Genomic DNA, 12,483 nt, shown 5'->3' with positions numbered 1-12,483 from the left:
CGGCGGTCGGGCGCCGGTGCTGTGTTCTTGTTATGCGGCTCTCGTTCTAGTCCTTGCCCGGTCGGGGAAGCAACTCGTCGGTCCGGCCCATCAGATGGTACACCAGAAGACCGATCCATTCGCGCACGGCGACCTCGGTCTTTTCGAGACCATCCTTGCCGGCATTGGTGAACGTGAAGAGCTCGTCGCGGCCTCCCATCCGCCAGTCGACGGGATAGGGCTCGACGTTAAATCCGGCCTTGCGGAAGATTCCCATCGAGCGTGGCATGTGGAAGGCCGAGGTGACGAGCAGCCAGCGCTCTCCCGGCTTCGGCGTCACCAATTGCTTCGTGAACACCGCGTTCTCCCAGGTGTTGCGGGAATCGCGTTCGAGGATCAGCCGCTCCTTCGGGATGCCCAGGTTTTCCAGGATCGGTGCGGAGTAGTCGGCTTCCTTCGCATCCGTCGAGACCAGGTTCGCCGAGCCTCCGGTGAAGACGATGCGCGCGTTCGGATAGCGGCGCGCGAGCTCGGCCGGCGCGAGCAGGCGATCGGCCGCGTACGCGACCACCGGCGTACGATGTGCCGCCGACAGATCGGTGTCGACGGAGCCGCCGAGCACGATGATGCCGTCCGGCGCGCCGCGCGAGGGGTCCCACGCAGGAAAGCGCGACTCCAGCGGGTACAGCAGGAGATTTCCGAGGGGCGAGAACGCGGACAATGCCAGCAGGACCAGCGTGGTCACGGCCAGCTTGCGGCCGAGAGCCGCGTAGCGCGTCAGCATCAGCAGCAGCGACAGGATTCCGAGCTCGACCAGCAGATTGATCGGCAGCAGCGCACTGCCAAGGGTCTTGGAAAGAACGAAATACAGGGGCGCCTCGCTGGAATGATCGTACCGGGCTTGACCGGCCGGTCCATCTTCAGAAATCCTTTGAAAGAGGATCGATCGCCCGGTCAAGCCCGGGCATAACAGGTTCTCATGACGAGTTCTGATGAAACCGATTGGACGCGGCAAATGACCCACCACCACCTGCATTCCAGCCCCGAGACCTGCCATTGGGGCTTTTTCGAAGCCGCGCTCAAGCCCGTCCTCACCGTCAAGAGCGGCGACGAGGTAACGGTCGACACCATCAGCGGCGGCCCGGACATGCTGCCCGACCGCAACAGGTTTCATATTCCGCCGGAGATGCACGAGGTTCATGCCAAGAACGAGCGCATGCTGCCCGGCCACATCCTCACCGGCCCGATCGCGGTCGAGGGTGCCGAGCCCGGCGACGTGCTCGCGATCGAGATCCTCGACGTCCAGCTCCGGCAGGATTGGGGCTGGAACATGATCAAGCCGCTCTCGGGCACGCTGCCCGACGATTTCCACGAGACGCGCATCCTCAACATCCCGCTCGACCGCACGCGCATGGTCGGCCGCATGCCGTGGGGTTTGGACCTGCCGCTCAAGCCGTTCTTCGGCGTGATGGGCGTGTCGCCGCCCCCTGGCTGGGGCCGCATCTCCTCGCTCATTCCGCGCGCGATGGGCGGCAATCTCGACAACAAGGAGCTCGGCGCCGGTGCGACCCTGTACCTGCCGGTGTTCGTCCCGGGCGCGCTCTTCTCCTGCGGCGACGGCCACGGCGTACAGGGCGACGGCGAGGTCTGCGTCACCGCGATCGAGACCGCGCTCCAGGGCCGCTTCCGCCTGACGCTGCGCAAGGACCTGCGCTTCGACTATCCCCGCGCCGAGACGGCGACGCACTACATGACCATGGCCATGGATCCCGACCTCGACCAATGCGCGGTGCGCGCGCTGCGCGACATGATCGTGCTGCTCGGCGAGAGGCGAAACCTGTCGCGCGAAGACGCCTACACGCTGTGCAGCCTCGCGGCCGATCTGCGGGTGACCCAGACCGTCAACGGCTCCAAGGGCATCCATTGCATGATCGAAAAGGCGATCGTGCACGGCTGAGCCAGCCCGCCTTCCCTGACCTGACGACGCCACGCCGCCGCCCGGCCCCCCGGGCGGCGCGCCGCGTCGTGTCTAATTTCATGGGTGATTCCAACGGGATGAGCGTCGATCCGGGCCGGTATTTGACTTCTGCCCCCAAATCTAAATAGAGTCTTAATCGTTACTTTTATGTACCTGAGTATGAGGCTAGCGTTCGGACCATGGCCACCGAAAAAGCCGAGACTGACCGCATTCCCGTAACCCTGGCGCTCTCGACCATCACCTACCTGGAGAAGTTGGTGAGACAGGGCACCCACGGCACCAGCGTTCCCGGCGTCGCACGTACCTTGATCGAGGAAGGCATCCGTCTCGCCATCAAGGACGGCCTTTTGTCGATTCGCGACAACGGCAGGACGTGAGCGCGCGCCGGACGTGAGGCGGACGGATCTCGCAAAGGCGGATGGCCGACATCTGCAACCTGGGACCGTTACAATGCCTGTTCTCTCACCGACCTGGACCAACGAACGAATCGAGCTTTTGAAGCAGCACTTCGAGGCCGGCCTCTCCTGCCGCGAGATCGCCGCCGACATCGGCGTCAGCCGCAACGCCGTGATCGGCAAGCTGTCGCGGCTGAACCTCACGCGCGGCCGGACCGTCGACGACCGCAAGGTTCAGGACAGAGGCTCCGCGCCGGCGCGCGCCCTGCGCGCCGTGCCGCGCCTGCAATACCAGATGCTCGCCACGATCTACGGCGAGACCGATGCGCCGGTGGTCGCAGGTCCCATCGACGACGCCAATCGCTGCTCGCTGCTGGAGCTATCCGAGAACCGCTGCCGCTGGCCGATCTCGACACCGGGCGCGGAGGATTTCTGCTTCTGCGGCAATAGCGCACCCGACAGTCAGCCCTACTGCGCCGGCCACAGCCGCCTCGCCTATCGGCCGAACTCCCGCGTTCGCGTGATGCGCGGTTGAAGAATTCTTTCCGCAAACAGAAAAACCTCCGGCAGGGCACTACCGGAGGTTTCTGGAGGTCATAGCATCAAGCTAAGAGCCGCAACTTTCGTAATCGGCTGACAAGATATATAGCTGATCAACTCAGGTAAGTAAATAAGTTTGCAGGCGATCGGACTCGCATGGCTCGTCTTCGCCGCCTGCAACGCCTGCCGGATTTTCCGAACGCCGCATCTGAACGAACGCCGCATCTGAAAAAGGCCCCGGCGGTGTCCCGCCGGTGCCTGGTCAGATCCGAAAGAACCTTCGGCTTACCAGTTGCGCTGGGCGCGCAGCAGCAGGCTGTAGGTGTCCTGATCCTTCAGCTCGTAGGTCGCCGCAGGCTTGGCGACGCCCGTCAGTGCACCGGTCGTGATCACGCCGGAATACTTCTGGTCGAGGTGGCTGTAGGTGAAGTCAGCCGAGAAGGTCAGGTTCTTCACCGGGGTCCAGCGGGTGATGACGCCCACCTGGCCGATGTTGAAGTCCGGGTTGCAGGTGCCGGTCAGGGTCGCGAACGCGGCGCTGCCGCAGATCATGTTCTTGGCCGTACCGCTGTAGTTGACCGCGGCCCACGCGCCGTAGAGCGCCGTGTTCCAGTACGGGCTCCAGTTGTGGGTGTAGGCACCACGGAAGCCGTAGGTCTTGGTCAGCTCGAGGTTGCCGCCGGGGCCGAACACCGCGTCAGACACGCCGGCAAAGCCGATGCTCTGATACGCGCCGCTCGAGCTGCCGAACATCGAGTAGCTGGTCGCAGCCAGCTCCTGGAAGTTGTAGCGGCTCGCGCCCTCGGTGTAGACGCCCGAGACGTTGATCACGTCGCCGGCACCGGTCGGGATGTTCTTGATCTGCAGAGCGAGCTGAACGGCCCAGCCCCACTTGTCTTCCGGATGCCCCGTGACTTCGGTCGCGCCGTAATAGGCGACATGGTTGTCATGCGCGGCAACCGACGCCTGGAACAGGCCCCAGGCCTGGTCGACGCGAACCGCACCGACGATGTCGGGCGCGCGGGTGCCGCCGAGATCGTTGGAGCCATAGGCACCGCCGAGAACGCCGGTGGTGGACATGCCCGCGGTGTTCCAGATGTTGGTCTGGAAGACCTGCGTCTGGTCCTGCGCCGAGATCGTCGCCGTCACGCCCTGACCGAAGTCAGCGGTATAGGTGGCCTGGACGACGCCGTTGGTGGTGCCGCTGCCGCCGACCAGCTGGTCGAAGTTGTTGCCGGGATAGTTGATCCAGGGCGCGTCGAACTGCGACACGGCCTTACCCAGGGTGAAGCCGGCGAACTGGATGAAGGCGTAGTAGACGCCGAGCGAGCCGCCCGAGAGGTTGCCGTCGGTGCCGTTGACGTTGCCGCCGCTGGACCCGGTGAGGCCGTTGCCGGCCGCGTTGAGGCCGATCGTGCCGCTGTACTGGGTCCCGCCGGTGCCCGAACCGGTGCCGCCGTAGTTGCCGGTCGTCCAGGTGAAGACCGCGTCGAAGTAGGTGCGGACGACGCCGTACTCGGTCGCGGTGCGCGTGTCGATGTTGAGATCTTCACGAGCGCGCATCGAGTAGTAATTCGTCAGGCGGTTGTTGGCCGCGAACACGCCGTTGTACTGGGCGCTGTAGTTGCCGCCGGCATTGAGCGCGACTTCAGCACGCAGATAGCCGCCAAGCTTGATGCAGGTGTCGCTGCCCGGGATGTAGTAGAAGCCCGCGCCATACAGCGTGCAGATCTTGACGTACTCGACCGCCTTGGCCTTGACCGGAAGATCGGCCGCCTGGGCTCCACCGACGGCGATCAGACCCGCCGCAGTGCCGAGCAAAAGGCTCTTCACCACTTTCATTTAAAACCTCCAAGTTGCTCATTTTGCGGAGACTGGACCGTGAGGCCCCCCAGATCCCCGTCTCTTCAAATCCGCTCGGCCGCTGTGCGCTTTCGGACACACCCGCTTGGACGCGAGGGACGTGAGCGAACCACCTGCAACGGGACGATCGAGAACCCCCCACCGTCACGAGCAATATGCCTGCGCCGTTCCGCTAATCAAAATAGTTTATTAGGTCAGTTATGTGGTTTCACTAAAGCTGTGCCCCCCGCGCAACACTGCGAGTCGGGGCAGTATGCTGAGCAAATCATCTTTGTAGTTTTAGTGACAAAATTACCCTGCTCTGCACTTGCGTCAGAGCAGACTTGCGTGGACTATGACCTTGCACGACGCCGGCCGGAATGAATCTGTTGACGGGAGTGACGCTGTGTCAGCGACGAGGAAAGAAGGGGCGCGCCTCCGCTCCATCGGCAATCTGGATATCATCAGGCGTTTCACCTGGGAGATATCGTCGATCAACATGCATCTGGAGGAGCTGCGCCAGTTCTGGGCGAGGACGCTGGGCATCAGCGGTCCGCAATGGCTGATCCTGATGGCGATTTCCGACCTCGACAAGGATGACGGCGTGCCCGTCAACGTGGTCTCCAAGCTGCTCCACGTCGATCCGTCCTTCGTCACCACCCAGTCCAAGCTGCTGGAGAAGAAGGCCCTGCTGCGCCGGCGGCCCTCGCCGACCGACGCCCGCGTGGTCCGCCTGTCGCTGGCCGACAAGACCCAGAAGCACATCGCGAGCCTCAACGAACAGTACAAGTCGATTCGCGAATTCGTCTTCCAGGAGTTCGACGAGGAAGAGCTCGCGGAATTCACCACCAAGCTCGCGACGCTGAAGACCCGGCTCGAAAAAGCCTGCGTCAGGATATCCCTGGACTACTAAAGCCGCAGGCGGCGCTCAGCTCCGCCGCCCCATGCCGCCCAGCTGCGATTCCAGCCAGTCGAAGATGTATTCGTTGGCAAGACTCGGATTGTCCGCGTGAGCCTGCGCCGCGCCGGTCTCCGCCGCGGTGAACACCTTCAGCACGATATCCGAGCTGCCGGGCCGCGACTTCTGCACGATCTGGCGCGCCCGGTCGGCCTTGAGCCAGCCGTCCTCGCCGAGGGTGATCAGCACCGGACAGTCGACACTCGAGGCCATCAGCGGCGCCGACGGCACCGGGACGATGCTGAGGTCGCTCATGGCAAAGCGGCTGGCGAAGAAGGACCGCTCATGCAGGTCCCAGAGGCCGCCGTCGCAGACCGCTGCGGCGAGCCGCGGCTCCTGCAAAACCGCACGTGCGACGAAGGAGGAGCCCCACCCGTCCGCGACGATCCCGATGCGATTGAAATCGACGTCGTCGCGCGTTTCCAGGTAATCCATGACGCTGCCGATCGAGCTCTCGAGATCGCGGCGCTGCAGCAGCGTGTCGGTATAATCGTCGCGCTGGTCGCCGAGCAGGTCCAGCGCCAGCATCGACAAACCGCGCTCGCGCGCATGCGGCGCGAGCTTGAACAGGAACTCCTCCTTGCGATGCCCTGGCTCGCCGATGCAGATCACGGTCGGAGCCCGCCTGCTCGCCGAAGGCGCGGGCAGGAAATAGCCTTGCAGGGCGTGTCCGTCGTCGGACCAGGGAATCGTGACGACATCGCCGGCCGGATCGCGCGCGGACAGGAAGCGGCGGGCGCATTCCTGCATCGCCAGCACCGCGACCCAGCGGCGCTCGTCGGCCTGGTCGAGCGGCATCGCGGCCGCGCCGTAGTAGTTCATCGCCCGCAGCCAGTTGCGCTGCGCGGTCGCCATATGGCCCTCCGCGAACGCCGCCTCGGCGCGCTGCCGGTTGGCGCGCGCCAGCTTCTTCCACTCACGGTGCCAGGAATGCTCGTCGCCGCGCTTGAGCTGCCGCGCGATCATCAGGCATTCTGCGATCGTGGCGCCGCCCTCCTGGGCCGCGGTGAGGAGCCGCGTGAACTCAGCGGAGATATCCTCTCTCTCCGGGCAAAGGGTCCAGTCGTCGGAGAGGCATGCGGGTATCATCGGGGCTACGCTTTATGATGGCGTTACCACTGACTGACTAAACTATTTCAGTTCGCCAACCAAGCGACCGTGCGCCGAATGAGACCCGTTTGACATCACCATCGCTTGAACAATGCTGGAGCGCTGGTGATGTCGCATGCGTGACATTCCAATTCGTCATAAGGCCTTGAAGACTGGCAAGAGGTGGCACGCAAAAATACCGCTCCGCCTCTTGCCATGATGATCGTCATACCTATGTCAGCGCGCTGTTATTGACAGCCTCAGCCAAGCCGATTCAGCCAAACCGGCTCAACCGAGTCGCCAGCCGACCTCCTGCGTAAAACTTTCGTAGAAGGAACGGTCATAGGCCTGCTCCGGCGTAGCACGAACGCGCTCGTCGAGGCGCTTGGCGTCCTCGCCGACGAGAATGCGCCAGCGCTCGGCCTTCACGCCGTCGAGGATGATCTTCGCGGCCTGCGCCGCGGTGGTCGGCGCATCCTCCAGGAAGCTGCGGGCGCGCTCGGCGAACACCGCCTGGATGTCCTCGTCCGACATCTTGTCGGCATCCGGCACGCCGGCCGCGACCATGCGCTTGCGGGTCAGCGCGCACTCGTCGGCATTGAGGCGCTCCGATCCGTCGGCACTCTGCACCTTGCGCGAATTCGAGACGATCGAGGTGCCGATGTGCCCTGGCATCACCACCGAGCATTTGACATGCGGCGCGTGCAGGCGGAGGTCGTTGATCAGCGCTTCGGTAAATCCCTTCACCGCGAACTTGGCCGAGCTGTAGGCGGTGTGCGCCTGCCCCATGCCGATCGAGGCCCAGAAGCCGTTGACGCTGGCCGTGTTGACGATGTGAGCCTCGTCGGCCGCCACCAGCATCGGCAGGAAGGTGCACACGCCGAGATAGACGCCGCCCCAGCAGATGTTGAAGGTGCGCTCCCACTGCTCGCGCGTGTTGGTGAACAGGCTGCCGCCGCCGCCGATGCCGGCATTGTTGAACAACAGATGGATCCTGTCGGTCTTCTGCTGCTCGGCAAGCTCGTCGCGGAAGCGCTTGAGGTGATCCTCGATCGAGACGTCGGCGACATGGGTCGTGACGCGCAGACCCTGCGGCAGCTTCTCGACCTCGCAGAGCCGCTTGGTCTCGGCCATCGCGGCCTCCGAGACGTCGCACATCGCGACGTTGCAACCCTCGGCAACGAGCTGCCGTGCGAGCTCGCGGCCCATTCCCGTGCCGCCGCCGGTGATGACGGCGATCTTTCCTGCAAAATCCTTCATGGGACTTTCGGCCCCTCCCCTTGTCGGTATGTTTCTTCAGAGCTGGCGCCGCTGGCGCGAGCACGCGCAAAATGTAGCAGCGCCGCATCCGCAGGTAAAAGCGGATCGGCGCTGCGTTCGACATCGGTTATTTCGGCGCGCGGACTATTCCGCCGCTTCGACGCGGTGTCCGCTCAAGGCACCGAGCGCTTCCAGCGCCTTGCGGGTTGCGGCCTGCTGCGCGGGTGATGCCTCCGGCATCGGCGCGCGCGGATACGTCTTCGGCAAGCCCTGGAGCGTCTGGGCGTAGCGCGTGCAGGCCGGCAGATTGTCGGCAATGATCGCGTTCCACAGCGTCAGCAGCTTCTTGTGCAGCTCGAGCGCGCGCGGATGATCGCCCGCCTTCACCGCATCCCACAGCGCAACGGACGCATGCGGCGCCGCGGTCAGGATCGCGGCGATCGAGCCATGGGCGCCGAGCGTGTAGGACGGATACATCAGCGCATCGACGGCGCTGTAGATCAGCTTGTCCGGCGCCATCATCATGAGGTCGGCGAACAGCTTGAGATCGCCCGCGCTCTGCTTGACGCCGACCACCAGCGGCACCTCGGTCATGATCCGCGTCAGCAGCGCCGGCGACAGATACGACCACGGCACCACGTTGTAGATGATGATGGGCATGCCGGTCTCATCGGCCATCGCGCGGAAATGCGCCACCATCGCCTCGTCGTCCGGCTTGAACAGATAGTGCACCGGCGTGACCTGGAGCGCCGCGACGTTCATGTCGCGCACCAGCCTGCCGCGGCGGATCGCATCGCGCGTGGAGTCCACGATGATGCCGGCGATGACGGGGATGCGCCCGTTCACCGCCTCCACCGTCGCCGCCATCAGGTCGCGGTATTCCGCGTGATCGAGCGTGTGGCCCTCGCCGGTTGAGCCGCCGGCGGCGACACCGTGCGCGCCCGCACCGATCATCCAGTCGACCTGGGGCGCCACGAGCTTGTAATCAATCTCGCCGTCTTTCCGGAACGGCGTCGTCATCGGCGGGATCACGCCGGTCGGTCGTATCTTCATGGTCTGCCCTCGCGTTTCCTTTGGTCCTGCGGCGGTCCCGCTCTTTTGACGAGTATCCGCACGTTAGCGAGCGTATCGGCTGCGCAGGCGTTGTGAAGGGGCCGTTCGCGCGGCGCAGCCCCCCACATTGCTCATCTCTGCGCTCGTTGCCCGTGATTTCCTGGGAGTTCCCCGTAGTTGCCCGGCTTCGGTTTAGGGGCAATTTTTTTACAATCCGAATCGTCAAATGGGATTGGACGCCGGGCCGATTCGGATAGGACGGCGTGTTGTTCGCGTCACAGACTCTGGCACTCCGCTTGCATCTTCTTCGTGGTCAGAAACTACCAATGAGGTGACTGGAATGTTCGTGACCGTCGTTGCCGTGCTCTGCCGGCTAAGCGCAGCCAGCTCAGGCAGTTGCGTCGAGGAAATCGTGACCGACAGCAACATGACGCCCGAGATTTCGATGATGCAGTGTGCGGTCGGCGCACAGGCACCGCTTGCGAAATGGATGGGCGAGCATCCGATCTATCACGCCAACTGGCGCCTCGAGCGCTACAAATGCGTGCCGGGTCACTACGAGATCAAGGGCCACGCGTAAGCGGCCCCGCAAAACTACTGATCTGAGGAAACGCCCGGGGGCCGCCTTGTCCCTCCGTTGTAGGCTCTCCGAACAGCGCCGCCTGATTGAGGCCATGCGCTCCGTGACTACGATCACATCTCCCGCCGCGCCACCGCGCAGATAATCATTGCGCGCGCAGCCCCTCCCACGTCGACCTCAGCGCCGGCTCGTTCCACCATGTCGAAAGCCGCCGAAGGGATAGACACACGCCTTCCGGCGGGAACCAAGACGGATTCCAAGACCAACAATTGTTGGTTGGAGCGCCGCGAACGTAGTCGCACCGATCGTTAATCACTCGCACCTATCGTGCCGCCTCGACGAAGGAGAGATCGATGGCAGCGGTCTGCAAGGGGTGCGGTGACGGCGAAGGACTGCCGTTCGACTTCAAGATGGCGTATCAACCGATCGTCGCAATGAACGAGCAGCGTGTCTGGGGCTATGAAGCATTGGTGCGCGGTCCGAATGGCGAAAGTGCACACAGCGTCCTGAGCCAACTGACTGAGGATCAACTTTATCGCTTCGACCAGGCTGCCAGGGTCATGGCGATTGAAACAGCCGGACAGCTGTTTGACGATCCGCAAGCCCGGCTGTCCATCAACTTCATGCCCAATGCGGTCTACGAGCCACAGGCGTGCATCCAGAAATCCCTCGCGGCGGCACGCCGGTCGAACTTCCCGGCCGCGAACCTCATGTTCGAGTTCACCGAGAACGAACGCATGGCTGACCCTGCGCACGTCGAGCGCATCGTGCAGGCCTACAAGAAGCTCGGATTTCTCACCGCGCTCGACGATTTCGGCGCCGGCTATGCCGGGCTCAGTCTGCTGGCGAGGCTCCAGCCCGACCTCATCAAGGTCGACATGGAGCTTTTGCGCGACATCCACTTGAGCCGCTCGAAGCAGGTTATCGTTGCCGGCATAGCTTCGATGGCGCGCGAACTTGATATCAAGGTCCTCGCCGAAGGCGTGGAAAGCGAAGCCGAACTCACCGTGCTCCGGGCAGCCGGGATCGATCTCTTCCAGGGCTATTATTTTGCCAAGCCGGGGTTCATGAGTTTGCCGAACGTAGCGGCGTTTTCTCACGCGACCGTGGCCCTCGTCGGCTGACAGTCGCTGCGCCGACGCCCTCTCAAGCTATCGCACGCATGATCAGCGCACGCGCGCGCCGCCCCTCCGGCGTCGGCATCAGCGCATAATTGTGCGGCTGGTCTCGCGACAGATGCAGCTCGACCGGCACGCCCACCGCCCGCGCCCGCTCCGCAAGATCGACGCTATCGGGGTAAAGCAGGTCGCGCGTGCCTGCGAAGATCGTCATCGGCGCGAGTCAATCGCTGCGAGCCGAGCCGGAAGCTGCTCTAGCAGGCGCTGGGATCGGAGCTGGGATAGCGGGGTGATGCGGCTGGCAGGATGACATCATGCCACTGTTTTGCCCGACGGGTCAACCAGAATTCGGAAAAACATCAATCGGCATCGGAAAAGCATCATCCGGCAATGGCATCGCTACTGTGCATGGGGTTGTTTTCGACATTTTGATGCGCTGGCTTCCCACGGCAGCCACCCGCCGCGCTTTTCATCGCTTCGTGGGCAGTTCCGGGGCTGTGGGCGGGGACGCCAAAATGCTGCGACCTCGCCTTGCGCATCGCGCCGATCCTAGCTAATGGAACGACGTTCGGAGCGTGGCGCAGCCCGGTTAGCGCACTAGTCTGGGAGACTAGGGGTCGGAGGTTCAAATCCTCTCGCTCCGACCATTTTTCTCAAAGCATCGGTCGGGTGGCTTAACGGTCGGGATAGGCCCGCTGCGGACGCTGCCCCATGTTCGACGGTCGCTCTCAACCCTCGCCCAGAGCCTGATCCAGCATTTCCCTGCAGGCAACGAGGTCGGCAAGCGCCCGTGCCAGCCGCTCGCGGTCCAGTGCGCTGGGGCCGGCGGGTGCGGCCGGGGTGCCGCCCTTGCGGAAGGTGGTGAGGATGTCCTCGTCGTCGACCTCAGTGAAGCGGAAGTCGATGCCTTCCTCTTCGTCGCCCTGGTAATCGTCCTCGTCGGCCTCGGTGACGCCCTTGATGGGCGACTCCTCCTCGGGCTCCATCAGGCTCGCCCCGATGGCATCCTCGATGGCGCCGAACGAGACCGCGGCCGAGCTGTCGGCAAGGCCCTGCACCGATTTGACGCCGTGCTCCTTGAGGATCCGCTGCACACCGCGGATGGTGTAGCCCTCCCCGTAGAGCAGACGGCGGATACCCTTGAGCAGGTCGACATCGTCGGGGCGGTAATAGCGGCGTCCGCCGCTGCGCTTCATCGGCTTGATCTGGGAGAATCGGGTCTCCCAGAACCGCAGCACATGCTGCGGAATGTCGAGTTCCTGCGCTACTTCGCTGATGGTTCGGAACGCATCCGGCGCCTTGTCCAAATGCCTAATCCTTCGCGCGAGGCGGCTTACGCCTCGGGTTGAGCCTTGGTGGCGTCGCCATTGGCCCGATGCTGGCCATTGATCCGCTGCTTCAGGATCGCCGACGGCTTGAACACCATCACCCGCCGCGGCGAAATCGGCACCTCGGTGCCGGTCTTCGGGTTACGGCCGATACGCTGACCCTTCTTGCGCACCATGAAGGAGCCGAACGAGGACAGTTTCACCGTCTCGCCCTTCTCGAGGCAGTCGGTGATCTCCTTCAGCACGAGTTCCACGAACGCAGACGATTCCGTCCGCGACAGCCCCACCTTCTGGTAGACGGCCTCGCAGAGATCAACACGCGTTACGGTTTTACTTTGATCAGTCATCGCCCTGCCCCACATC

The 12,483-nt window shown here is 63.7% G+C and carries 15 protein-coding genes and 1 tRNA gene; 8 read left to right on the top strand and 8 right to left on the bottom strand.

Annotation, left to right across the window (positions count from 1 at the left end):
- Window positions 1–46: 46 nt before the first annotated feature.
- On the bottom strand, window positions 47–850 hold the full coding sequence (locus tag FNV92_RS16060; RefSeq protein WP_244623833.1) for a YdcF family protein: 804 nt from the start codon (window positions 848–850) through the stop codon (window positions 47–49).
- A 144-nt stretch (window positions 851–994) separates the two neighbouring features.
- On the opposite strand from FNV92_RS16060, the gene FNV92_RS16055 reads away from it, so the two are divergent.
- The 3 genes from FNV92_RS16055 to FNV92_RS16045 all read left to right on the top strand — a co-directional run bounded on the left by FNV92_RS16055 (window position 995) and on the right by FNV92_RS16045 (window position 2,887).
- Window positions 995–1,936 (top strand): acetamidase/formamidase family protein, encoded by a 942-nt coding sequence (locus tag FNV92_RS16055; RefSeq protein ID WP_143845726.1) that lies wholly within the window; start codon window positions 995–997, stop codon window positions 1,934–1,936.
- A gap of 200 nt (window positions 1,937–2,136) precedes the next feature.
- Complete coding sequence (locus tag FNV92_RS16050) at window positions 2,137–2,334, top strand: hypothetical protein (RefSeq protein ID WP_007603456.1); 198 nt, start codon at window positions 2,137–2,139, stop codon at window positions 2,332–2,334.
- A 73-nt stretch (window positions 2,335–2,407) separates the two neighbouring features.
- On the top strand, window positions 2,408–2,887 hold the full coding sequence (locus FNV92_RS16045) for a GcrA family cell cycle regulator (protein ID WP_143845727.1): 480 nt from the start codon (window positions 2,408–2,410) through the stop codon (window positions 2,885–2,887).
- 290 nt (window positions 2,888–3,177) lie between these two features.
- Here the strand turns inward: FNV92_RS16045 and FNV92_RS16040 are convergent, their stop codons facing one another.
- Entirely contained in the window at window positions 3,178–4,734 is a 1,557-nt protein-coding gene (locus tag FNV92_RS16040) for a porin (RefSeq protein ID WP_015685703.1), read from the bottom strand.
- A 406-nt stretch (window positions 4,735–5,140) separates the two neighbouring features.
- Here FNV92_RS16040 and FNV92_RS16035 point away from each other — a divergent pair, with 406 nt between their 5' ends.
- Window positions 5,141–5,647 carry a MarR family winged helix-turn-helix transcriptional regulator gene (locus FNV92_RS16035; RefSeq protein ID WP_041748263.1) on the top strand — a complete coding sequence of 169 codons (507 nt, stop codon included), beginning with the start codon at window positions 5,141–5,143 and terminating at the stop codon, window positions 5,645–5,647.
- A gap of 15 nt (window positions 5,648–5,662) precedes the next feature.
- Here the strand turns inward: FNV92_RS16035 and FNV92_RS16030 are convergent, their stop codons facing one another.
- From FNV92_RS16030 to FNV92_RS16020, 3 genes are all read right to left on the bottom strand, one after another.
- On the bottom strand, window positions 5,663–6,781 hold the full coding sequence (locus FNV92_RS16030; protein WP_143845729.1) for an alpha/beta hydrolase family protein: 1,119 nt from the start codon (window positions 6,779–6,781) through the stop codon (window positions 5,663–5,665).
- A 288-nt stretch (window positions 6,782–7,069) separates the two neighbouring features.
- The gene (locus FNV92_RS16025) at window positions 7,070–8,041 is read right to left on the bottom strand and encodes an SDR family NAD(P)-dependent oxidoreductase (protein WP_143845730.1); all 972 of its coding nucleotides are present in this window, start codon (window positions 8,039–8,041) and stop codon (window positions 7,070–7,072) included.
- Between the two features lie 144 nt (window positions 8,042–8,185).
- Entirely contained in the window at window positions 8,186–9,094 is a 909-nt protein-coding gene (locus FNV92_RS16020; protein WP_143845731.1) for a dihydrodipicolinate synthase family protein, read from the bottom strand.
- A 340-nt stretch (window positions 9,095–9,434) separates the two neighbouring features.
- Between FNV92_RS16020 and FNV92_RS16015 the strand changes: the two genes are divergently transcribed.
- Together FNV92_RS16015 and FNV92_RS16010 are read left to right on the top strand one after the other, a co-directional pair.
- On the top strand, window positions 9,435–9,674 hold the full coding sequence (locus FNV92_RS16015; protein WP_015685698.1) for a hypothetical protein: 240 nt from the start codon (window positions 9,435–9,437) through the stop codon (window positions 9,672–9,674).
- A gap of 353 nt (window positions 9,675–10,027) precedes the next feature.
- Complete coding sequence (locus tag FNV92_RS16010) at window positions 10,028–10,798, top strand: EAL domain-containing protein (protein WP_015685697.1); 771 nt, start codon at window positions 10,028–10,030, stop codon at window positions 10,796–10,798.
- A gap of 22 nt (window positions 10,799–10,820) precedes the next feature.
- On the opposite strand, the gene FNV92_RS16005 is transcribed toward FNV92_RS16010, so the two are convergent.
- The gene (locus tag FNV92_RS16005) at window positions 10,821–11,006 is read right to left on the bottom strand and encodes an alpha/beta hydrolase (protein WP_244623690.1); all 186 of its coding nucleotides are present in this window, start codon (window positions 11,004–11,006) and stop codon (window positions 10,821–10,823) included.
- Between the two features lie 100 nt (window positions 11,007–11,106).
- On the opposite strand from FNV92_RS16005, the gene FNV92_RS16000 reads away from it, so the two are divergent.
- Window positions 11,107–11,349, top strand: coding sequence for a hypothetical protein (locus FNV92_RS16000; protein WP_143845733.1), 243 nt, complete (start codon window positions 11,107–11,109; stop codon window positions 11,347–11,349).
- Window positions 11,350–11,361: 12 nt separating this feature from the next.
- Window positions 11,362–11,439, top strand: a tRNA-Pro gene (locus FNV92_RS15995).
- 81 nt (window positions 11,440–11,520) lie between these two features.
- On the opposite strand, the gene FNV92_RS15990 is transcribed toward FNV92_RS15995, so the two are convergent.
- Window positions 11,521–12,099 (bottom strand): MerR family transcriptional regulator, encoded by a 579-nt coding sequence (locus FNV92_RS15990; protein ID WP_015685695.1) that lies wholly within the window; start codon window positions 12,097–12,099, stop codon window positions 11,521–11,523.
- Window positions 12,100–12,125: 26 nt separating this feature from the next.
- The gene (locus FNV92_RS15985; protein WP_173401556.1) at window positions 12,126–12,467 is read right to left on the bottom strand and encodes an integration host factor subunit alpha; all 342 of its coding nucleotides are present in this window, start codon (window positions 12,465–12,467) and stop codon (window positions 12,126–12,128) included.
- Window positions 12,468–12,483: the final 16 nt, after the last annotated feature.

This window comes from Bradyrhizobium cosmicum, assembly GCF_007290395.2.
Lineage (GTDB): Bacteria > Pseudomonadota > Alphaproteobacteria > Rhizobiales > Xanthobacteraceae > Bradyrhizobium > Bradyrhizobium cosmicum.
The sequence above is the reverse complement of the archived record's forward strand: the minus strand, read 5'-3'. Positions and strand labels throughout refer to the sequence as shown.